The organism is Nocardia sp. NPDC059764 (genome assembly GCF_042732555.1).
GTDB lineage: Bacteria > Actinomycetota > Actinomycetes > Mycobacteriales > Mycobacteriaceae > Nocardia.
In genome coordinates this window covers 1-18,252 of the sequence record NZ_JBHWHH010000037.1, presented here as the reverse complement: position 1 = coordinate 18,252, position 18,252 = coordinate 1, and the positions used below count along the sequence as shown (strand labels likewise).

At 69.5% G+C, this 18,252-nt stretch carries 21 protein-coding genes; 11 read left to right on the top strand and 10 right to left on the bottom strand.

Features of this window, described 5'->3' with window-relative positions:
- Positions 1–7: 7 nt before the first annotated feature.
- Entirely contained in the window at positions 8–1,177 is a 1,170-nt protein-coding gene (locus ACFV4K_RS11005) for a PPE domain-containing protein (RefSeq protein ID WP_379273942.1), read from the top strand.
- Complete coding sequence (locus ACFV4K_RS11000; protein WP_379273941.1) at positions 1,174–2,055, top strand: ESX secretion-associated protein EspG; 882 nt, start codon at positions 1,174–1,176, stop codon at positions 2,053–2,055. Before ACFV4K_RS11005 ends, ACFV4K_RS11000 begins: the two co-directional genes overlap by 4 nt.
- Here the strand turns inward: ACFV4K_RS11000 and ACFV4K_RS10995 are convergent.
- From ACFV4K_RS10995 to ACFV4K_RS10985, 3 genes are all read right to left on the bottom strand, one after another.
- Positions 2,052–2,714, bottom strand: coding sequence for a histidine phosphatase family protein (locus ACFV4K_RS10995; protein ID WP_379273940.1), 663 nt, complete (start codon positions 2,712–2,714; stop codon positions 2,052–2,054). The genes ACFV4K_RS11000 and ACFV4K_RS10995 overlap by 4 nt on opposite strands.
- Positions 2,711–3,628 carry a prephenate dehydratase gene (pheA, locus tag ACFV4K_RS10990; protein WP_379273939.1) on the bottom strand — a complete coding sequence of 306 codons (918 nt, stop codon included), beginning with the start codon at positions 3,626–3,628 and terminating at the stop codon, positions 2,711–2,713. Before pheA ends, ACFV4K_RS10995 begins: the two co-directional genes overlap by 4 nt.
- 144 nt (positions 3,629–3,772) lie before the next feature.
- Positions 3,773–4,192 carry a hypothetical protein gene (locus ACFV4K_RS10985; RefSeq protein WP_379273938.1) on the bottom strand — a complete coding sequence of 140 codons (420 nt, stop codon included), beginning with the start codon at positions 4,190–4,192 and terminating at the stop codon, positions 3,773–3,775.
- A 151-nt stretch (positions 4,193–4,343) separates the two neighbouring features.
- Between ACFV4K_RS10985 and ACFV4K_RS10980 the strand changes: the two genes are divergently transcribed.
- The 4 genes from ACFV4K_RS10980 to ACFV4K_RS10965 all read left to right on the top strand — a co-directional run bounded on the left by ACFV4K_RS10980 (position 4,344) and on the right by ACFV4K_RS10965 (position 8,110).
- Entirely contained in the window at positions 4,344–5,129 is a 786-nt protein-coding gene (locus ACFV4K_RS10980; RefSeq protein WP_379273937.1) for a DUF2470 domain-containing protein, read from the top strand.
- A gap of 9 nt (positions 5,130–5,138) precedes the next feature.
- The gene (locus tag ACFV4K_RS10975; protein WP_379273936.1) at positions 5,139–5,933 is read left to right on the top strand and encodes a CPBP family intramembrane glutamic endopeptidase; all 795 of its coding nucleotides are present in this window, start codon (positions 5,139–5,141) and stop codon (positions 5,931–5,933) included.
- Between the two features lie 192 nt (positions 5,934–6,125).
- Complete coding sequence (locus ACFV4K_RS10970) at positions 6,126–7,457, top strand: LCP family protein (protein WP_379273935.1); 1,332 nt, start codon at positions 6,126–6,128, stop codon at positions 7,455–7,457.
- A 104-nt stretch (positions 7,458–7,561) separates the two neighbouring features.
- Positions 7,562–8,110, top strand: a complete 549-nt coding sequence (locus tag ACFV4K_RS10965; RefSeq protein ID WP_379273934.1) for a ferritin — start codon at positions 7,562–7,564, stop codon at positions 8,108–8,110.
- Positions 8,111–8,239: 129 nt separating this feature from the next.
- Here ACFV4K_RS10965 and ACFV4K_RS10960 read toward each other — a convergent pair whose 3' ends face one another.
- From ACFV4K_RS10960 to ACFV4K_RS10945, 4 genes are all read right to left on the bottom strand, one after another.
- Positions 8,240–9,154 (bottom strand): DUF5926 family protein, encoded by a 915-nt coding sequence (locus ACFV4K_RS10960; RefSeq protein WP_379273933.1) that lies wholly within the window; start codon positions 9,152–9,154, stop codon positions 8,240–8,242.
- Between the two features lie 188 nt (positions 9,155–9,342).
- Positions 9,343–10,110, bottom strand: a complete 768-nt coding sequence (locus ACFV4K_RS10955; RefSeq protein WP_379273932.1) for a glycerophosphodiester phosphodiesterase — start codon at positions 10,108–10,110, stop codon at positions 9,343–9,345.
- Positions 10,107–11,198 carry a DUF4328 domain-containing protein gene (locus tag ACFV4K_RS10950; protein WP_379273931.1) on the bottom strand — a complete coding sequence of 364 codons (1,092 nt, stop codon included), beginning with the start codon at positions 11,196–11,198 and terminating at the stop codon, positions 10,107–10,109. Before ACFV4K_RS10950 ends, ACFV4K_RS10955 begins: the two co-directional genes overlap by 4 nt.
- 18 nt (positions 11,199–11,216) lie before the next feature.
- Positions 11,217–11,549: a rhodanese-like domain-containing protein gene (locus ACFV4K_RS10945; RefSeq protein ID WP_379273969.1), complete on the bottom strand. Its 333-nt coding sequence runs from the start codon at positions 11,547–11,549 to the stop codon at positions 11,217–11,219.
- 348 nt (positions 11,550–11,897) lie between these two features.
- On the opposite strand from ACFV4K_RS10945, the gene ACFV4K_RS10940 reads away from it, so the two are divergent.
- Entirely contained in the window at positions 11,898–12,509 is a 612-nt protein-coding gene (locus ACFV4K_RS10940) for a hypothetical protein (RefSeq protein WP_379273930.1), read from the top strand.
- Here ACFV4K_RS10940 and msrA read toward each other — a convergent pair.
- Positions 12,506–13,171, bottom strand: coding sequence for a peptide-methionine (S)-S-oxide reductase MsrA (msrA, locus tag ACFV4K_RS10935; RefSeq protein ID WP_379273929.1), 666 nt, complete (start codon positions 13,169–13,171; stop codon positions 12,506–12,508). The two genes, ACFV4K_RS10940 and msrA, sit on opposite strands and share 4 nt — an antisense overlap.
- 153 nt (positions 13,172–13,324) lie before the next feature.
- Between msrA and ACFV4K_RS10930 the strand changes: the two genes are divergently transcribed.
- From ACFV4K_RS10930 to ACFV4K_RS10920, 3 genes are all read left to right on the top strand, one after another.
- Positions 13,325–13,948 carry a superoxide dismutase gene (locus tag ACFV4K_RS10930; protein WP_357088365.1) on the top strand — a complete coding sequence of 208 codons (624 nt, stop codon included), beginning with the start codon at positions 13,325–13,327 and terminating at the stop codon, positions 13,946–13,948.
- 179 nt (positions 13,949–14,127) lie between these two features.
- Positions 14,128–14,649 carry a peptidase gene (locus ACFV4K_RS10925; protein WP_379273928.1) on the top strand — a complete coding sequence of 174 codons (522 nt, stop codon included), beginning with the start codon at positions 14,128–14,130 and terminating at the stop codon, positions 14,647–14,649.
- A 291-nt stretch (positions 14,650–14,940) separates the two neighbouring features.
- Entirely contained in the window at positions 14,941–15,681 is a 741-nt protein-coding gene (locus tag ACFV4K_RS10920) for a TMEM165/GDT1 family protein (protein WP_379273927.1), read from the top strand.
- Here ACFV4K_RS10920 and ACFV4K_RS10915 read toward each other — a convergent pair.
- Positions 15,622–16,266: a TetR/AcrR family transcriptional regulator gene (locus ACFV4K_RS10915; protein WP_379273926.1), complete on the bottom strand. Its 645-nt coding sequence runs from the start codon at positions 16,264–16,266 to the stop codon at positions 15,622–15,624. The two genes, ACFV4K_RS10920 and ACFV4K_RS10915, sit on opposite strands and share 60 nt — an antisense overlap.
- Before the next feature lie 28 nt (positions 16,267–16,294).
- Positions 16,295–17,203 carry an SDR family NAD(P)-dependent oxidoreductase gene (locus ACFV4K_RS10910; RefSeq protein ID WP_379273925.1) on the bottom strand — a complete coding sequence of 303 codons (909 nt, stop codon included), beginning with the start codon at positions 17,201–17,203 and terminating at the stop codon, positions 16,295–16,297.
- A gap of 249 nt (positions 17,204–17,452) precedes the next feature.
- Between ACFV4K_RS10910 and ACFV4K_RS10905 the strand changes: the two genes are divergently transcribed.
- On the top strand, positions 17,453–18,220 hold the full coding sequence (locus ACFV4K_RS10905; RefSeq protein ID WP_379273924.1) for an SDR family NAD(P)-dependent oxidoreductase: 768 nt from the start codon (positions 17,453–17,455) through the stop codon (positions 18,218–18,220).
- Positions 18,221–18,252 lie beyond the last annotated feature (32 nt).

Here is an 18,252-nt window from a genome sequence, read left to right as displayed (position 1 = left end):
GACACGCATGACTTTGGGGATCACGGGGGTGTTCTGGCTGCCTCGCATGGCCGAGATCAACTCCATCTCGCTCAATGCCGGGGCGCACGCGATTCCGATCGCGGCCGCGGGCAGCGCCTGGGGCGGGCTCACCGCCGCCTGGATGGACGCCACCGCCACGGTGGCGCGGGTGATGGCCGAGATCGGGGTCGGACTCGAGGGCGTCAACGGTCTGACCGTGCTGGCCCGGCTCGGCGGGTTCACCGTCTGGGCCGAACAGCAGGCCGTCATGGCGAGCGTGATGTCGGGCAAGGCCAACACCAATGCGACCGCGTACACCGTGGCCTCCATCGCCATGCCGAGCCTGCCGGAGATCGCGCTGATCGAGACCGCGCGGGTGGCCGCGTACTCGTCCGGCGGGGCGCTCAACGGCAGCGCGGAGGCGGCCGAGGCCGCGAAGCTGGCGCTCGACATCCGCGCCGCGCTGGTGATGGAAACCTATGAGGCGGCAACGAGTTCGATGGTCGCCACACCGGGACAGTTCCTGATGCCGCCGCCCATCGCGACGGGCGCGGGCTCGGCGAATGCGGGCGGGGACGCGTTCACCCTCCGTGGTGATCCGGTGCAGGCGGCCCTGGGCGCGGCGGCCGCGCTGGCCCAGAATCCGGCCGTCACGAGCGCGCTGTCCCAGGTCGCCCAAGCGGCCGGGACAGTCGCCACCAGCGGTGTCAGCAGCGTGGGAAACGTTGCGAGCACTGCGATTACGGCCGTCGCCAACGCGACGAAGCCGGCTCCGGGATTCGGGACGCCGATTCTGCCCGGCACCGCGGCGGTCGTGACCGCCGGCGGGGCTGCACTCACCACGCAGGCCGTATCCTACTCCGGCAGTGCCGGATCGGTGAGTATCGGCAATGGCGCGGGTACGCTGCGTCTGCCCGAGGGCTGGGGCGCGGGGCTCGGAAGCCCCGGCGGTGCAACGGCTCCCACCGCACAGGTCGTCGAACCCATGGGCGCGCCCGCCACGACTACCGCCGCCACCGCGATGCGATCGACCGGCACGAGTCCGCTGCTCGGTACGCAGGGCGGCGACGAGGAGGAGACGCGCCGCCACGACTACGGCCGATCGGTGGAGGTGTTCGCCGACGACCGGGTGATCGCGCCCGCGGTCATCGGTGGCGACGTCCTGGCCGACCGGTGACCGTCCTCGGCGCGGGCCGCGGGCCGTCGCTGCTCGGCTCGGTCACGTTGTCCCTCGACGAAATGCAGTATCTCCAGGAGACATTGGGGATCGACGAGCTGCCCGTGGTGCTGAATGCCCTGGGGCGCTACGACAATGCCGCCGACCACGATGCCGCCATGGTCGACGCGGCCGCCATGCTCGCCGAACGCGAACTGCTCGACGGCGATCCGGCCGCCGCGGGACACGAGGGCGACAGGTCCTCCGGGACTGCCCCGACCAGCCCCTACCCGAGCCAGGTCCATCCGGAGCTTTCCGAACGGCTGCTCACGCTCTATCGGCCGCACTGGGTGCTGGCGTTGCGCTGGTACGTCGAGGGTCAGGTCAATCGGTTCTGTGTCGCCAAGGGCGACGATATCGACGTGGTCGCGCTGCGCGGCCCCGGGTCCTATGTCGTCGACGAGGCGAGCCACGATCTCCCCGGCACCGTGCTGGCCGCGCTCGGCCCGGCCGATCCGCTGGAACTGTCCGGAATGCACGCGCCCACCGAGGATCTGGTGCCGATCTTCGACGACGCGGGCGACGCCGCCACCACGGCGGCCCGCCTGAGCACGGTGTGCGATCCGGCGCGGGACGCGCAGGCCATCGCATCGGCGTTGGTGCAGGTGCATTCGCACGCGGAGATCGTCGGCGTCCGCTACGGCGACGGCGTGCGCGAGGTCGCCGGAAATCACCTCGCCGTGTACAACACCCGCCACGGCCGGTTCCTCGCCATCACCACCACCGCCGAGGACGGGACCGAGTGGACGTCCTTCGCGAGCGGCACCCCCGCCCGGCTGCGCAGGGCATTGCTGGATCTCGTCGAATCCCTGCCGCTGCGTGCCGAATTCGGGGCCTAGCCCATCGGGTCGTCGCCGGTGCCGGCGAAGGCGCCGGTGAACGGCGCGGGAAACCGGCCCCAGCGGGTGCACTCCCAGCGGTCGTCCTCGAACGGCTGCAGCTCGATGGTCTCGGTGTTGTCGAGATGATTGTTGGCGGCGAAAAGCCTTGGCACCCCGGTGAGTTCACGCGATACCAGGCGCATGGCCGCACCGTGGCTGACCACGATGACATCGCCGGCGCCGGGCTGGGTCAGGTAGTCGTCGCGTAGTCGCCGCAGGGCGGGCAGGTAGCGGGCGAGCACGTCCTCGCCGGATTCGCCGCCCGGGATCCGCACGCTCAGATCGCCGAAATGCCAGGCGTGATAGACCTTCTGGAATGCCAGGTGCGCATCCCGGCTGGTCTGGCCCTCCAGGTCGCCGAGCTGCACTTCCTGCAGGTCGTCGAGCACCTCGAGCGCGACGCCGGTGGCCGACTCGATGTAGCCGCCGGTCTGGCGGGCCCGCAGCGCCTGCGACGAGAACAACTGTTGCGGTGGCGCGATCAGGTTCGCGCCGAAGGTCTTGGCCTGGGCCACACCGCGTTCGGTGAGCGGCAGGCCGGGCAGCCGGGTGTCGAGGATCTTGCCCACATTGCCTTCGGTCTCGCCGTGGCGGACCAGGATGAGTTTGCCGCTCACAGGTCGGCCACCCCCTTCTTCAGATCGGCCAGCCAGGCCGCGGCGGGCGCGTCCGGTGGCGGCGGGGTGCCGGTGGCCGCGGTGGCGGGCCAGGACCCGAGGAACCGGATCCGGGCGGCGGTGCGGTGCAATGCCTTCAGGGCCTCGGCGACAGCGGTGTCGTCGATGTGTCCGACACAGTCCAGGTAGAAGCGATAGGTCCCCATGCCGGTGCGCGTCGGCCGGGACTCGATGCGGGTGAGATCGATTCCGCGGGTGGCGAACTCGGCGAACGCCCGCATCAGCGAACCCGGTTCGTTGGCCAGCTCCAGCACGATCGAGGTGCGATCCGTACCCGTCCGCGCCGGGGCCGGTTGCGGCGGCGCGACCAGCACGAAGCGGGTGACGGCGCGCTCCACGTCGGCGACGCCGTCGGCGAGGGTGGTCAGTCCCAGGCGCTCACCCGCCAGCGCGGTGGAGACCGCGGCCTCGGCGTGCCCGGCCACCACGTCCTCGGCGGCGGCGGCATTCGATGCCGAGGTGTACATCTCGGCCAGCGGCATGTTCACGGTCAGCCACATGCGCACCTGCGCGGCCGCGACCGGATAGGCGGCGACGCGGCGCACCTGGTCGAGCGCGATGCGGGGGCGGCCCACGATCGTGAACGCCACATCCAGATCGGTCTCCGCGACGATCTGTAATCGCGGGCCGACGGCCAGCGCGTCCAGTGTGGGCGCGATCGAACCCTCCACCGAGCTCTCGATCGGCACCACCGCGCCCGCCGCCTTTCCGGCGCGGACCAGTTCGACGGCAGCACCCTGGCTCGGGGCGGGGACACGCTCGACCGGTCCATCGAAGGCTCCGGTGGACTCGAGTTTGGCGAGGGCCATCTCGGTGAAGGTTCCCGACGGCCCGAAGTAGGCGATACGCGGCACGGTTACGACAGTACTTGCGTGCGCGCGGTCACCCCCCGCTTTGCCCGGCTCCCGGGCAACTTTCGGCGAAATCCTCGGTGTCGCCATAAAAACCGCAGGCCCGGACGCCGGGAGGGCGGACCGGAGACCAGCGGCGGGGCGGATTCAGCCGCCCAGAACCGCCAATCCGGTTCGCACGGCAACCTCATCCGAGGTCTCGACGGCGAGCAGGACATCGCGGAAGGCCTCCACGGCGGGCGGCTGCAGGCCGGTCAGGAACGCGGTGTCGGGGGTGGTCAGTGCGGTGCGGATGTCCTCGCCGCAGAGGGCGGCCACGGTCGCGGCGACAGCGGCCAGGGCGCGCTCGCCGGAGTCGGTGCGGGCCACGAAACCGGTGTCGCCGTGCACGATTCGCACCAGGAACTCCGAGACCGCCTCGTCGTCGAGGGTGAGGTCCAGGATCTCGACGCCAGGGTCGGCGGTGATCGGGCGGACCAGGTCCTCGGTGAGCCCGCGGGCCGGGCGGGGCGGGACGGACAGGCTCAGCGCGACCGGTTCGGGCGCGTGCGATGAATCGTGCGGCACGCCCCCACGGTAATGGCCCGGACAGGCCGCCTGACCTCGACCCCGAGGGTGTGCGCGGGCGCGACGCGGTCCCGGCGGGCGGGGGGAACGTCTTGCGCGAGCGACCTGCGTCACTTAGCTTAGGTTTACCTAAATCACCCCGGAGGTGTCCATGACGCACGCGGCCCAGGTCGTCGCGCCCACAACCGCCGAACGCGTGCACAGCTCCTGCGCGCACGCCGAACACGCGGTCCTGGCCCTGCCCGGCCTCGACCCCGTGCCCACCTCCGTGCACCTGCTGCGGCAGTGCGGCGACATGGTGATGGCGGTGCCGATGAACTCCACCGCCGCCGGACTCGTGCACGGCTGCGGCGTGAACGGCTCCCCCGCGGTGCTCGAACTCACCGACCAGGCGCCACTGGCCCTGCGCGAGCGCGTCCGCGCCCTGGTCTGGCTGCGCGGCTGGGCCCACGCGGTGCCCGCGCACTCACAACGCGCCCTCGCCGGGGCGATCGCCACCGACCACCCGCACCCCGACCTGCTCGACATCGGCCACACCGCCACGCTGCTGCGGCTGGTCATCGACTCCGCCGTGGTGGCCGACACCTCCGGGGCCGCCGCGGTCGACCGCGAACAACTCCGCGACGCCCGGCCCGACCCGTTCTGCGCGCTGGAAGCCGGTTGGCTGCAACACCTTCAGGCCGACCACCCCGATGTGGTCGACCGACTCGCCCGCCGCCTCCCGCACGCCCTGCGCCGCGGCGCGCTCATTCACCCGCTGGCCATCGACCGGTACGGCGTCACCCTGCGCGTCGAGGCCATCGAGGCCGACCACGACGTCCGCATCCCCTTCGAGGCCCCCGCCGACGACATCGAATCGCTCAGCCGCGCGGTACACGCCTTGGCGGGCAACCCCTTCCACGGCGGGATGCACCGGATCGGACGCCGCCGCGCCTAGATTGGCGGCATGGTTTCGGCTGATCCCGCGCCCGTCTGGCCCGCGCCCGAGTCGTCCGAACAGGGGCGCCGGGCGATCACCCTCGAGATCGCGGTGGTGCTGGTCGTCACCTTCGGGCTGAGCGGGGCCAACGCGGCGCTGTCACTGCTGGACAGCGCCCTCGCCCCGGGCGGGGTCGGCGGGCAGACGGTGGCGCTCAATCCCTCGCGCGCCACCCAGTCGGCCATCGACCTGCTGTTCCAGCTGTTGAGCGTGGCGCGGCTGCTCGGATGGGCGGCGCTGGGGATATATCTGTTGTGGCGCAGCGGGATCGCGCCGCGGGTCATCGGGCTGGCGCGGTCACCGCGGTGGCGCGCGGATGTGCTGCCCGGACTGCTGCTCACCGCGGTGATCGGAATACCCGGACTGGGGCTGTATCTGGGGGCGCACGCCCTCGGCGTGAGTGTGACCATCGTCCCCAGTTCGCTCGAACACTGGTGGCGACTCCCCATGCTGGTGCTGGCCGCCTGGGCCAACTCCGCGGCCGAGGAAGTGCTCGTTGTGGCCTATCTCATCACCCGGCTGCGGGCGCTCGGCTGGACCGAGAACCGCTCCCTGCTGGCGTCGGCGCTACTGCGCGGCAGCTACCACCTGTACCAGGGTCTCGGCGGCGGCCTCGGAAACCTGGTGATGGGGTTGATCTTCGGACGCTACTGGCAACGCACCAACCGGCTGTGGCCGCTGCTGCTCGCGCACGCCCTGATCGACACCATCGCCTACCTCGGGTATGTCTTCCTGCGCGGACATGTCTCCTGGCTGCCGTGAATCCGCCCGGAAAGCGGCGCGGCGCGGGCGCGGTCGGTACTGTTTGCAGTAATGAACGGCGACGACCCCCAGCACTTTGCACGGATGCGCCGGGAGCCGCCGCCGGGACGTCCGGGTGAGCGCCCGGCCTACCCGCAGCGCCCGATGGCGAATCCCGGGCAACCACAGCGGCCTTCGGCTCCACGGCAGCCCATGCCCGATCGAGCGCGGAACTACGACCCGCCCGTTGACGACGGCGGCCCGCGGGTAGAACCAACCCAGGTGATCCGACGCGATGAATCCGGTCAGGCCCTGGCGTATTCGCAGGTGCCGCCGCCCCGGAACCCCGACCCGCGCCAGCGGCCGCCCGGGAACCGGATGCCGCCGCCGGGCAATCGCGTGCCACCCCCGGGGAATCGGGTTCCGCCCCAGGGTGATCGGATGCCCGCCCGGACCGCGACGCCCATGGGGCACGCGCCCACCCAGCAGCCGGTCCCCTTCCACGAGGACCCGCCCCGCACTCCCCCGCCACCGCTGCCCGGCAAACGCCGCGGCGGTGACGGCCGTCCCCCGCGCGGCGCCCGGCCGCGCCGCACACGGCACTGGTTCCGCTGGATCCTGTCGCTGCTGGTGGTGCTGCTCGTGCTGCCCATCGCGGCGGCCATCTATGTCGACACCCATCTGACGCGGATCGACGCGCTCGCGGACTACTCCGGACGGGTCGGCGACACGCCCGGGACGAATTGGCTTCTGGTCGGATCCGACAGCCGCGCGGGGCTCTCGCAGGCGCAGGAAGACGAGTTGTCGACCGGGTCCGATGTGGAGGGCGAACGCACCGACACCGTGATCCTGGTCCACATCCCCAAATCCGGGCGGCCCACCCTGGTCAGTTTGCCGCGCGACTCCTACGTGAACATCCCGGGCGTCGGCAAGGACAAGCTCAATGCGGCATTCTCGGTGGGCGGCGCGAAATTGCTGGCCCGCACCGTGGAAGGCGCGACCGGCGTGCACATCGACCACTACGTGCAGATCGGATTCGGCGGCTTCGCCAATATCGTGGACGCGGTCGGCGGCATCGATATGTGCCTGGACGAGCCGATGAAAGACCCGTTGGCGGGTATCGATCTACCGGCGGGCTGCCAGACCCTGAGCGGCCCGAACGCACTGGGTTTCGTGCGTTCCCGCGCCACGCCGCGCGCCGATCTGGATCGCATGCTGAATCAGCGCAAATTCCTCAGCGCGCTGTTGAAGAAGGCGTCGAGCCCGGCCACGCTGGCCAATCCGTTCCGATCCTGGCCGCTGGTACGGGATCTCACTTCGGCGTTGAAAGTCGACGACGGCGCGCACGTATGGAATCTGGCGGGCCTGGGCAATGCGCTGAGCGACGATCCGATCACCACGACGGTGCCGGTCGGCGGCTTCGAGAATGTCTCCGGCAGCGGCAATGTGCTGCTCTGGGACAAGACCAGGGCGGGTGCGTTCTTCGACGCGCTGGCCAAGGATCAGCAGATCCCGGCGGACCTGATCACCACGGTCGGAAGTTAGGTCGGAAGTTGGTTCGAATTAGGGAATACTTGCCTCAATAAGGCTGTGCTCAATAAGGCTGTACTTGGATGACACGCGGTTTTACCAGGATTAATGTCGTCCGCATGTCCACCCGAACCCAGACCAAGCGCAGCAAGTTCCAGGCCCTGCTGCAGGATCAGATCCGCAACGAATTCAATGCCGAGCACCAGTACATCGCGGTGGCATTGTGGTTCGACAATGCCGATCTTCCGGTCCTGGCCAAGTATTTCTACAAGCAGGCCGTGGAAGAGCGCAATCACGCGATGATGATCGCCCAGTACCTGATCGACCAGGACATCAGCGTCGAGATGCCCGGGGTCGATTCCGCCACTTCGCATTTCGCGAACGCCAAGGAGCCGATCGCGCTCGCCGTGGCGCAGGAGCAGTCGGTCACCGACCAGGTCGTCCAGCTCGCCAAGACCGCCCGCGAAGAGGGCGACTACCAGGGCGAGCAGTTCATGCAGTGGTTCCTCAAGGAGCAGGTCGAGGAAGTCGCCACCATGAAGACCCTGCTCACCGTCGCCGAGCGGGCCAGCGCGAATCTGTTCGACCTGGAGAACTTCGTGCAGCGGGAAATGAGCGGCCCGAAGGACGCGTCCGGCGCGCCGCACGCCGCGGGTGGCTCGCTGTAACAGGCGAATCACGGCAATAACCCGTGGGGCCGAACACGATTCGGCTCCGTCCGGTGGATAGACGACACAGGCCCGGTCCGAAGTTTCGGACCGGGCCTGTTGCCGTATCGCGCGGACATCCGCGGACGGTCAGCGCAAAGTGACCTGACGCGAACGCAGGCCGTCGCGGGAACGACGCTCATCGGAGGTCAGCGGGGCGTCCGACTTCAGCGCGGCCGCCAGCTTCGCGCCGAATTCGCGTGCGGGGGCTTCCCATTCGCTGGCGTGACGCTCGCGGTCCAGGTCGAAGACCGGCACCAGCAGGCCGTGGGTGCGGAACGAGCCCGCGAACCGCGAACCCTCGCCCAGGTGCAGATCACCGGCGGCGTGCAGGCGGGCCAGGGCCAGCATCAGCTGGTCCTCGTCCTCGGGGCGCACCCAGCGGATGTGTGCCTTCTCGCCGGCGTCGACCCACCAGGCCGCGCCGATCGAGTCCGCGCCCAGCTCCAGGCGGGCCGACGGCATGATGGCCCGGTTGGCCTGCTCGATGGTGGCGGCCACCTGCGGGTCCGGGGTGACGCCCGCGGGCACCCACCAGTTGAAGTCCTGGTGCACCGTGAGGTCCAGGGCCGCACCGGAATCCAGCACCTCGGTCAACGGGGCGCCGCCGACGCTGGCGGAGGCGAGCGAGTCGCCGGGGGTGGCGGACTGGGTCCACAGGATGGCGGCGGCCAGATCCGCGGCGGGATCGGCGGACTGGAACTGCACCTGCGTACCAACGAAACCGACCGGCTCGTCACCGGCCCGCACCAGCGCGGCGACCGCACCCGGCAGCACGGTGGCGAGGGTGACCTCACGCTCCGCGCCGACGCTCGGCGCCAGCTTCAAGGTCGCGGTCGCCGACGGCACGAACTCCCGTAGCGCGACCAGATCGCATTCCGCGGCCAAGCCCGCGAAGGGCCGCGTCACGGTCGACGCCGCCGCCTCCTGTTCGGCACGGCGGGCGGCCAGCTTCTGCGCCCGATTGGAGTCCGGCTTGGGACTGTTGCGCTTGCTCTTACCCATGGTTGGCAAACCTACTGTGCCTTTGGCCCTACGCTGCGCTCCGGGCAGGGTTCGCGGCCCCTGGTCCCGATTCTTCCCTCCTCCGCTCCTCCGCTTCGCTCCCCCGCTCCAAGGCGGAGGTCTATCAAGCCGCAGTCCAGAATCGGGACGGCCTCGAACCTTGGGTAATGCGCTTGCAAGGGCGAGGGTTATGCGGTGGTGAGCACGGCCTTGGTGCGGGCGGGGTGGTTGGTGGCCACCCAGTCCACGCCGATGTCGGCGCAGAGCTGAATGTCCTCGGGGTCGTCGCAGGTCCAGACGTAGGTGGCGCGGCCCGCGGCGGCGGCCTTGTCGACCAGATCCGGGTGCTCGCGCAGGGTGCGGACCGACGGGCCGATGGCGGTCGCGCCGACGGTGTGCGCCGCGCCGCCGGACAGGTACAGCGAGGACTCGCCCAGCAACACCGTCGGCAACAGCGGGGCCGCGCGGCGGATGCGCCAGACCGCGGTCGCGGCGAACGACATGACCACGGCGCGTGAATGATCCGCGGAAGCGGGCGCGCCGATGCCGTAGTGGTTCAGCTCGTTCAGCAGCGTGGTCTCGACCAGCGCGCCGTACCGGACCGGATGCTTGGTCTCGATGAACAGCTTGGTGGGACGGCTCTTCCAGTCCAGCACCAGCTCGATGAGCTCGCGCAGGGTGAGCACGCCCTCCTGTTCCGCGGCGGTGCCGAAGTTCAGGGCCTTCAGCTCCTCGAGCGTCATCTCGCTGACCGCGCCGGTCCCGTTCGCGGTGCGGTCCACCGTGCGGTCGTGCACGCAGACCAGGTGCCCGTCGCGGGTCAGGCGGATATCGCATTCGAGGCCGTCGGCGCCCTCCTGCAGGGCGAGATCGTAGGCGGCGAGGGTGTGTTCGGGTCGCGCCGCGGACGCCCCCCGGTGCGCCACCACGAACGGCGCGCGACTGGCCCGGCTCACTTCGCCACTACCTCCTGTTGCTCCGCGTCCGGAGCTGCCTGTACAGCGTTCCCGGCGGCGGCCTCATCCCCGACCACAGCATCATCCCCGACCGGAGCCGCGGGCGCGCGCCGCACGGGCTCGATCACCGGGCGCGCCGGGCCGGTCGCGATCAGCCAGCGGCGCGGCGTCTTCGGACGACCCTGCAGATCCAGGCCCGCGAACGCGCGCACCAGGCCCAGCGAGGCCACCGCGACACCGGCCGCGACCAGATCCGTCCACATCGCCACCAGCACGCCGTCGGCCTGCACCTGCAGCGAATCCGCCAATCGGTAGCCCAGCGTCACCAGCACCAGCACCGCGTTCGACAGCCAAGCGGCCCACCAGATCCGGACCGCGCGCAGCAGGCTCGGATCACCGTCGCCGGTGCGCTGCGCCGCCTCGGTCAGGAAGATGCCCGGCCAGATCAGGTTCGCGACCGGCACCACACAGCCGAGCACCAGCGACAGCAGCGACCGCGAATCCGACTCGCCCACATTCGTGTACGCGGCTCGGCGGGTCTCGGCGAGCCAGCCGACCAGCGCCACCGCCGACAGCAGGGCCAGCGCCGGCGCCAGGATCGCCGAGACGGTCACGGCCGCATCGGAGATCCACAGCAGCCAGGGCTGGATGAGGCGGGTGCGATTGCGCAGCAGGATCCCGTAGCGGCCCAGTTCGGCCAATGCCGCCACCATGAAGACGGCCGCGGTCGTGATGAGCAACCGGTCCAACCGGTCGGTCCAGGCGGCCAGCGGGCGGTGCGGCTCGGGAGCTACGGCCGGGGGCCGGTCGTGCAGTCCCCAGCGCGGAATCTGCTGATAGCGCGGCGTCTCCGTCGAACCCGGGCGCCGGACCGGCTGGGCAGCAGCGGATTTGCGGCCCGGCGGGCGGGCCACCCAGCGGTAGTTGCGGCGGTCGGCGGGCGCGTCCACCGGGGCAGGTGACAGCAGCACGCCGTGGCAGCGCGGGCACCAGTGCAGCGGTTTGCCCTGAACCGCCCAGCGGGCGCCGCAGCGGGCGCACGGCTGTACGACGGCGGATCGCGATCGGCCCACCTGTCCCCCGTTCATCGCTCCACCTCTCCGCGCCTAGTAGATCTTCGCCTCGCGACCGTCCCCGGTGAGCGGACGGCCGGTCTGTTGCCAGGCCACCATGCCACCGGAGACATTGATCGCCTCGTAACCGATCTGGTTCAGGAACTCCACCACCGCGATGGACCGGCCGCCCTGCCGGCAGATCACGTAGATCTCGGCGTCGATGTCCAGGTCGTCGAGCCGGGCGGGGACGTCGGTCATGGGGATGTGGATGGCGCCGGGCGCGCGGCCGAGCTGCCACTCGTCGTCCTCGCGGACGTCGAGGAGCTGGGCCGGCACGGGCGCGGCGGCGCCCCAGCCATCCGCGGCGTCGAATTCCGCGGGCACCTCATCGATGGGCACCGAGGGCACGTGGGGGTTCGTCACGGTTTCGATCCTGCCACGCGCGCGCGAGGGCTGTGGAGTTCCGTACCTGCACAGGGTTGGTTTCGGGAGTTATCCACATAATCCACAACCTGATCCACAGGTTGATAGACGACTGATTCGTCCGGGTCGGCCGATCCGGAAGTCCCCTCCCCGTTCCGGAGCGGCCGACCCGAAGGCCTGTCTCAGAAGGCCTCGTCCAGTCTGACGCCGCAGGTCGGCCCGCGGTTCCATTCGCACCGGAAAAAACGACATAACTAGAGAAAACCGGAAATCCACGGTCCAGCCAGGCAAGATCGGTAGCCTGGCGCTATGACTGTGAGCAGGGGGCTACTCGACGGCCTGAATATCAAGGGACTGAACCTCGCGCTGTCGGAGGCGACCTGCCTCGGCATCGACGTCGATCCGGCGGCGGCCACGCTGAGGCTGGAATTGGACGTCTTGACCCTCCCCGCGGACGGCCCGCCACCGGCCGACTGCGACATCTACCTCAACCTCCTCGGCGTCAGCCGGATCGCCGCCTCCCTGCGCCGCCAGCGCTGGGACGACCTCGAGCCGGTTGTGCTCCCGCTCACCGTCGACGGCCTGCACGACGCCGTGAACAGCTTCGGTGGCGGGGCGCTGCACGGGTGGGACTTCCTCGATCTCAGCGACAGCTCCTGGAGCCAGTGGCGCAAGCTGCTCAGCTTCGACACGGTGCTGCGCGACGAACCCGGCGCCCACCTGATGGAGTTCTCCCAGGAGGAGGGCATCGACCCGCGCGAACTCGATATCCGCGTCTGGTTCGACGCCGCCGAGGTCACCGACAAGCAGGGCAATCCGATCCCGTTGCCGGAGTTCATCGCCGGCGGCGTGCGCTGGTGGCAGGCCCACGACGCGGGCGACCCGCGCACCCAGCGACCGGACGTGGTCCCGCCGCTCTAGGCGGCGGTCACCCCGGTCGCGTGATCAGGGCAGTAACCGCCGGGGTTCTTCGCCAGGTACTGCTGGTGATAGCCCTCGGCGTAGAAGAACGCGGAAAGGTCCGGGAGCGGGGCGATCTCGGTGGTGATCTCCCCGAACCCGGCCGCCGACAAGCGTTCCTGATAGTCGGCCCGCGACGCCGCGGCCGTCCGCGCCTGCTCGTCGTCGAGGGTGAAGACGGCCGAACGGTATTGGGTGCCGCGATCATTGCCCTGCCGCATGGTCTGGGTCGGATCGTGGTGCTCCCAGAACCGCCGCAGGATCGCGGCGTAGTCGATCACCCGCGGATCGAAGACCACCAGGACGGATTCGGTGTGACCGGTACGGCCCGAACAGGTTTCCTCGTAGGTCGGGTTCGGGGTGTAGCCGCCCGCGTAGCCCACGGCCGTGCAGTACACGCCCGCCAATTCCCAGAACCCCTGCTCGGCGCCCCAGAAACAGCCCATGGCCAGCACCGCGGTCTGCGTGCCCGCCGGGAACGGGGGTTTGAGGGAATGACCGCTGACGTAGTGCTTGCCGGGCACGACCAGCGGTTCGGAACGCCCGGGCAGAGCTTGCCCGGGAGTCACCATGGTCGGCTCCGGCAGTCGCAAGCGACCGACGAACTCGTCGTACCACGACATGACTCCAGGCTACGGGACGTGTGGAAGATATATCCGGGCCGGAATGTGGGGGGACGCAGCCCGGTTGCGAACGAGCGGGTGTACGAATGATGGTTGGGTGCGCCTCGGATCATGCCGAGGGCACGCGGCCCCCCCGACACGGAAAGGGACATCGTGGCTGTTTACACGTTGCCAGAACTCGATTACGACTACAGCGCCCTGGAGCCTTTCATCTCCGGGCAGATCAACGAGATCCACCACACCAAGCACCACGCCGCCTACGTCGCGGGCGTCAACGCTGCCCTCGAGAAGCTGGAAGAGGCGCGGGCCAAGGACGACCACGCCGCCATCTTCCTCAACGAGAAGAACCTCGCGTTCCACCTCGGTGGCCACGTGAACCACTCCATCTGGTGGAAGAGCCTGTCGAAGGACGGCGGCGACAAGCCGGTCGGCGACCTGGCCTCGGCCATCGACGAGGAGTTCGGCTCCTTCGACAAGTTCGTCGCGCAGTTCTCCGCCGCGGCCAACGGCCTGCAGGGCTCCGGCTGGGCCTGGCTGGGCTACGACACCCTGGGCAACAAGCTGCTCACCTTCCAGCTCACCGACCAGCAGGGCAACGTGCCGCTCGGCATCATCCCGCTGCTCGGCCTGGACATGTGGGAGCACGCCTTCTACCTGCAGTACAAGAACGTCAAGGCCGACTACGTGAAGGCGTTCTGGAACGTCGTCAACTGGGCGGAGATCCAGGACCGCTACTCCAAGGCGGTTTCGCAGGGCAAGGGCCTGATCTTCGGCTGACGCCCCTCATGCTTGCGGAAGGCCCGCGAACCGATCGGTTCGCGGGCCTTTCGGCATTTCAGGGGGCCGGGTGCTAGCACTCTTTGGTACTTGTGTGCCAGTTAGCTTCGGGTACAACCTGGTGTTCCCACTGGCGACACCGGGCACAGCCGCCCCCTGGGAAGTTCGGGAGGCACATCATGAGTGGTCAGATCGGCGTCATGCCCTTCCAGGCCCATGGTTCGCTGCAAGGATTCGTGATCTCCGGACGCTGGCCCGACTCCACCAAGGAATGGGCGCAAGTGCTGGTACTGGCCGTGCGGGTGGCCGGATTGCCGGGCCTGCTGCCCACCTCGACGGTGTTCGGAGCACGGGAGGAGCTGCCCGACGACCCCGACCCGGCCATGGTGGGGCTGGTGATCGCGGAAGGGCCCGTACTCGGGGACGAAGCGTTGCAGCCCGGCAGGTTTGCCGGACATGTGCCACCGGCCTTGATCATGTTGCATCCGCCGCGCGAAACGCGACCCTCACTGCCCGAGTGCTCGGGCGCGGCCTCGGGCTGCCTGCTGCTGCCGGGCCTGCCGCATCTGGGGCTGGAACACCGCGCGGCCTGGGTGGAGACCGATTCCGACGGCGCGGTGACCTCGATGGTTTCGCGAGTCGGGGTGGATCCGATCAGTGATCCCGACACCGCGGTTCTGGCTATGCTGCTGGCCGCGTAAGGGAACCCGAAATCTTCCGGCAGCATCGCCAAACTTATTGCGCGCATTGCGATTTGGACGACAGTGGTTTGCGTGCGCCCGGTTTGCCGGAGTAGAGTTGCCCCCGAGCGAAGGGGAGTAGCCCCCAATCATGCCGTCGACATACTGATCCCCCGGGATCCGGCGCGTGAACCGGAATCTTCCGGTGGGCGAGACCTTCGGCCGACAAGAACCAAACCGATTTACCGGTGCGGTGTCGGCTGAAGCGCCCCCGCATTCAGCCGACAGGCCGGAGACCTGGGAGCTGACTTCATGATCGCCACGATATTGCTGAGTTTCGGCGTGCTGTTCCTCGCCGAACTGGGCGATAAATCTCAGCTCATGGCGCTGACCTTCGCACTGCGCTACCACTGGTGGACCGTGCTGTCCGGCATCACCGTCGCCAGCGTGCTGGTGAACCTGATCGCGGTCGGCGTCGGCCACTTCCTCGGTGCGGCCCTGCCGACCGGTGTCATCTCGCTGTTCGCGGCCGCCACCTTGATCGGCGTCGGCCTCTGGACCCTGCGCGAGACCCTTTCGAACTCCTCGGACGCTGATGACGGGGTCGCGCCGCAGGTCAGGTCCAGGTCCGCGTTCCTGGTCGTGCTGTCGGCCTTCCTGCTCGCCGAGCTCGGCGACCGCACCATGTTCGCCACCATGGCACTGGCCACCAACAACAACTGGGTCGCGGTGTGGATCGGTTCGGTCGCGGGCATGGTGGCCGCGGGCGCGCTGGCCATCGTGATCGGCGTGACCGTCGGCAAGCACATCCCGGAGCGGATCATCGCGGTCTGCTCGGGCCTGCTGTTCCTGTACTTCGGTGCGCTCACCCTGCTCGAGGCCTTCGCACACGGGCTGGGCACCCCGCTGGCCGCGCTGCTGTCGCTGGCGCTGCCCGCCCTCGCCGGCGGCATGCTGCCGGTGCTGCGCCGCCGCGCCGGGACCCCGGCCGGTTCAGTCGCCGAGCACGTTGTCGCCGAACAGGTCCCCGCTGCGCCGCACGAGGTCCAGTAGCGGCGCGCGCAATTCGCGCAATCCATCCGGGTCGCCGACCGCGATGCGCGCGGTGACCATCGAGCTCAGCGCGGCGACCAGGGTCTGACAGGCGAAACGCTGCGGCTCGGTCTCGGCGCCCAGCACGTCGGCGACCATGGCAACGAAGGTTTCCTGCAGGTGGGTGCGCCGCGCGATGGCGTCCGGGCCCGCGGCGTACACCTCGACGAGAAACACCCGGGCGTAAGCCGGTTGGGCGGCCAGCGCCTCCAGATACGCGCCGAGCAGCCGTTCCATCCGTTCGGTGCGGGTCTCCCCGTCGAATTCGGCGCCGGTGGCCGCCAGGATGCCGGTCAGCATGAGCTCCGTGGCCCGCTCGTAGGCGGCCTCGAAACAGTCCTCCTTGGAACGGAATTGCTCGTAGAAGGTTTCACGGGAAACCCCCGCACGCTTGATGACCGCGGCCACCGGCGTTCCGACATAACCGTTCTCGGCCATCGCCTCGGCCATGGCGGCCAGGATGCGGTCGCGCTGGGCGGCCACCACGTGCTCCCGGGGCAGGCCGTGCCGGCCGCGGGGAAGTTGGCGGGTTGCCGATTCGGTCATACGCGGGACTCCAGGTGGCCTCGGTCGTTCAGGCGAGCTTTCTCATTCTGCGGGGCCGGGCCGGTTGCTCGGTGGTGAACCCCGTTGGTTCCGTATCGGCGATGGCCAGTCCACTCGCTACACCCCGGCGCAGCGAGAAGTCGACCAGATGCTGGGTGAGCGGGCGGCACCACAGCGCCATGCTCACCCAATACGGCGAGACGATGTGGCGGGAACGGCGGGCCAGCGCCCGCTCACAGGCGTCGATGGCCGGGCCCACCGGGGCGACGCCGGAGACGGTGGACCGGCCCAGAATGCTGCGGGCGGCCTCGGTGCCGAAGCCGCGGCTGGTCATCTCGGTGTCGAGTTCGGCGAAATAGGCCAGGCCCACTTTGGCCCCGGTGTGCCGCAATTCGATGCGCAGGGTGTCGCCGAGCGCCTCGACCGCGGCCTTGGAGGCGCTGTACGCCCCGGCCAGGGGTAGATGGATGGCGGCGGCCAGCGAGGAGACGATCAGGATGTAGCCGCCCGGGTGCGCGATGTGCGGTCCGGCGGCGCGCATCGTGTAGTAGACGCCCAGCACATTGACGGCGAGGGTCTCCTCGAGCACGGTCGGGTCGCCGCCGAGCAGGGACAGCTGCCGGGCGATGCCCGCGTTGCAGACCACCGCGTCCAGGCCGCCCAGTTCGGCGGTCAGCGAGTTCACCACCCGTTCCACCTGGGCCGGGTCGCCGATGTCGCAGTACCGCCACGGTGCGTCGCCGCATTCGCTCGCGACCTGGGCCAGCAGCGCCTCCTCGATGCCGAGCAGTGCGACGTGCGCCCCGTGCGCGTGCAGCTGACGGGCGAGAGCGGCCCCGATGCCGCGGGCCGCGCCCGTGATCAGGATGCGTTTGCCGGCCACGCGCGGGATCCGGCGGCGGAAACCACGGCGATGACCGACCGTGCTGGCGTTCATATATGCGAAGTTACCACTTATACGAACACCTATGTTCGCAAAACCGAGGGTTCGCGGCCCGTCTCGGTTCTGGACTGCGCCTTGATAGACCTCCGCCTTGGAGCGGGAGCGGAGGAGGGAAGAACCGAGACTTCGGGGGCCGCGACCGCCTCTCTCCACCCCGCGGCTCGCCCGGAGCGGGGCGTAGGGCAGATTAGATATTGACGGATGGCCAGCGAGAGGGCCATCCCTTGTCGAGAGGACCAAACCGTGGAGATTTCGGGCTCCGCCGCCATTGTCACCGGAGGTGCGTCCGGGCTGGGTGCGGCCACCGCCAAGCGTTTCGCCGATGCGGGCGCGACCGTGTTCGGCCTGGATCTGGCTCAGTCCATCGAGCGTGCGGGTGACAGCGTCCCGGCCGGCGTCACCCTCATCCCGACCGACGTCACCAGCGGTGACGAGGTGGCCGCCGCGGTCGCCAAGGTCGTGGAATCCGGTGTGCCGCTGCGCATCGTCGTCAACTGCGCCGGTGTGGGCTGGGCGGGACGCATCCTGTCCAAGAACGGCCCGCACGACCTCGAGCTGTTCCGCACGGTCATCACCGTGAACCTGCTCGGCTCCTTCAACGTCATGCGCCTGGCCGCCGACGCCATCGCCAAGACCGATCCGGTCGACGAGTACGGCCAGCGCGGCGTCATCATCAACACCGCCTCGGTCGCGGCCTTCGAGGGCCAGATCGGGCAGATCGCCTACTCCGCCTCCAAGGGCGGCGTCGCCGGCATGACCATCCCGGCCGCGCGTGACCTCGCGCAGTTCGGCATCCGCGTGAACACCATCGCGCCCGGCATCATCGACACCCCGATGCTCGCCGGTGTCACCGAGGAGTACCGCAAGGGCCTCGAGTCCGGCGTGCCGTTCCCGTCCCGCCTGGGTCGCCCGGACGAGTACGCGCAGCTCGCGCAGTACATCACCGAGCACGACTACCTGAACGGCGAGACCATCCGCATGGACGGCGCCCTGCGCATGGCGCCGCGCTAGAAGGTGAAAGATCAAGGCCCCGCACTGAATTC

What these genes read in the sequence shown, in the direction of transcription:
- ACFV4K_RS11005 (WP_379273942.1), top strand. Translation starts at nt 8, where the DNA reads ATGACTTTGGGGATCACGGGGGTGTTCTGGCTGCCTCGCATGGCCGAG.
- ACFV4K_RS10980 (WP_379273937.1), top strand. Translation starts at nt 4,344, where the DNA reads ATGACGCACGCGGCCCAGGTCGTCGCGCCCACAACCGCCGAACGCGTG.
- ACFV4K_RS10975 (WP_379273936.1), top strand. Translation starts at nt 5,139, where the DNA reads ATGGTTTCGGCTGATCCCGCGCCCGTCTGGCCCGCGCCCGAGTCGTCC.
- ACFV4K_RS10970 (WP_379273935.1), top strand. Translation starts at nt 6,126, where the DNA reads ATGCCCGATCGAGCGCGGAACTACGACCCGCCCGTTGACGACGGCGGC.
- ACFV4K_RS10965 (WP_379273934.1), top strand. Translation starts at nt 7,562, where the DNA reads ATGTCCACCCGAACCCAGACCAAGCGCAGCAAGTTCCAGGCCCTGCTG.
- ACFV4K_RS10960 (WP_379273933.1), bottom strand. Translation starts at nt 9,154, where the DNA reads ATGGGTAAGAGCAAGCGCAACAGTCCCAAGCCGGACTCCAATCGGGCG.
- ACFV4K_RS10950 (WP_379273931.1), bottom strand. Translation starts at nt 11,198, where the DNA reads ATGAACGGGGGACAGGTGGGCCGATCGCGATCCGCCGTCGTACAGCCG.
- ACFV4K_RS10940 (WP_379273930.1), top strand. Translation starts at nt 11,898, where the DNA reads ATGACTGTGAGCAGGGGGCTACTCGACGGCCTGAATATCAAGGGACTG.
- msrA (WP_379273929.1), bottom strand. Translation starts at nt 13,171, where the DNA reads ATGTCGTGGTACGACGAGTTCGTCGGTCGCTTGCGACTGCCGGAGCCG.
- ACFV4K_RS10925 (WP_379273928.1), top strand. Translation starts at nt 14,128, where the DNA reads ATGAGTGGTCAGATCGGCGTCATGCCCTTCCAGGCCCATGGTTCGCTG.
- ACFV4K_RS10920 (WP_379273927.1), top strand. Translation starts at nt 14,941, where the DNA reads ATGATCGCCACGATATTGCTGAGTTTCGGCGTGCTGTTCCTCGCCGAA.
- ACFV4K_RS10915 (WP_379273926.1), bottom strand. Translation starts at nt 16,266, where the DNA reads ATGACCGAATCGGCAACCCGCCAACTTCCCCGCGGCCGGCACGGCCTG.
- ACFV4K_RS10910 (WP_379273925.1), bottom strand. Translation starts at nt 17,203, where the DNA reads ATGAACGCCAGCACGGTCGGTCATCGCCGTGGTTTCCGCCGCCGGATC.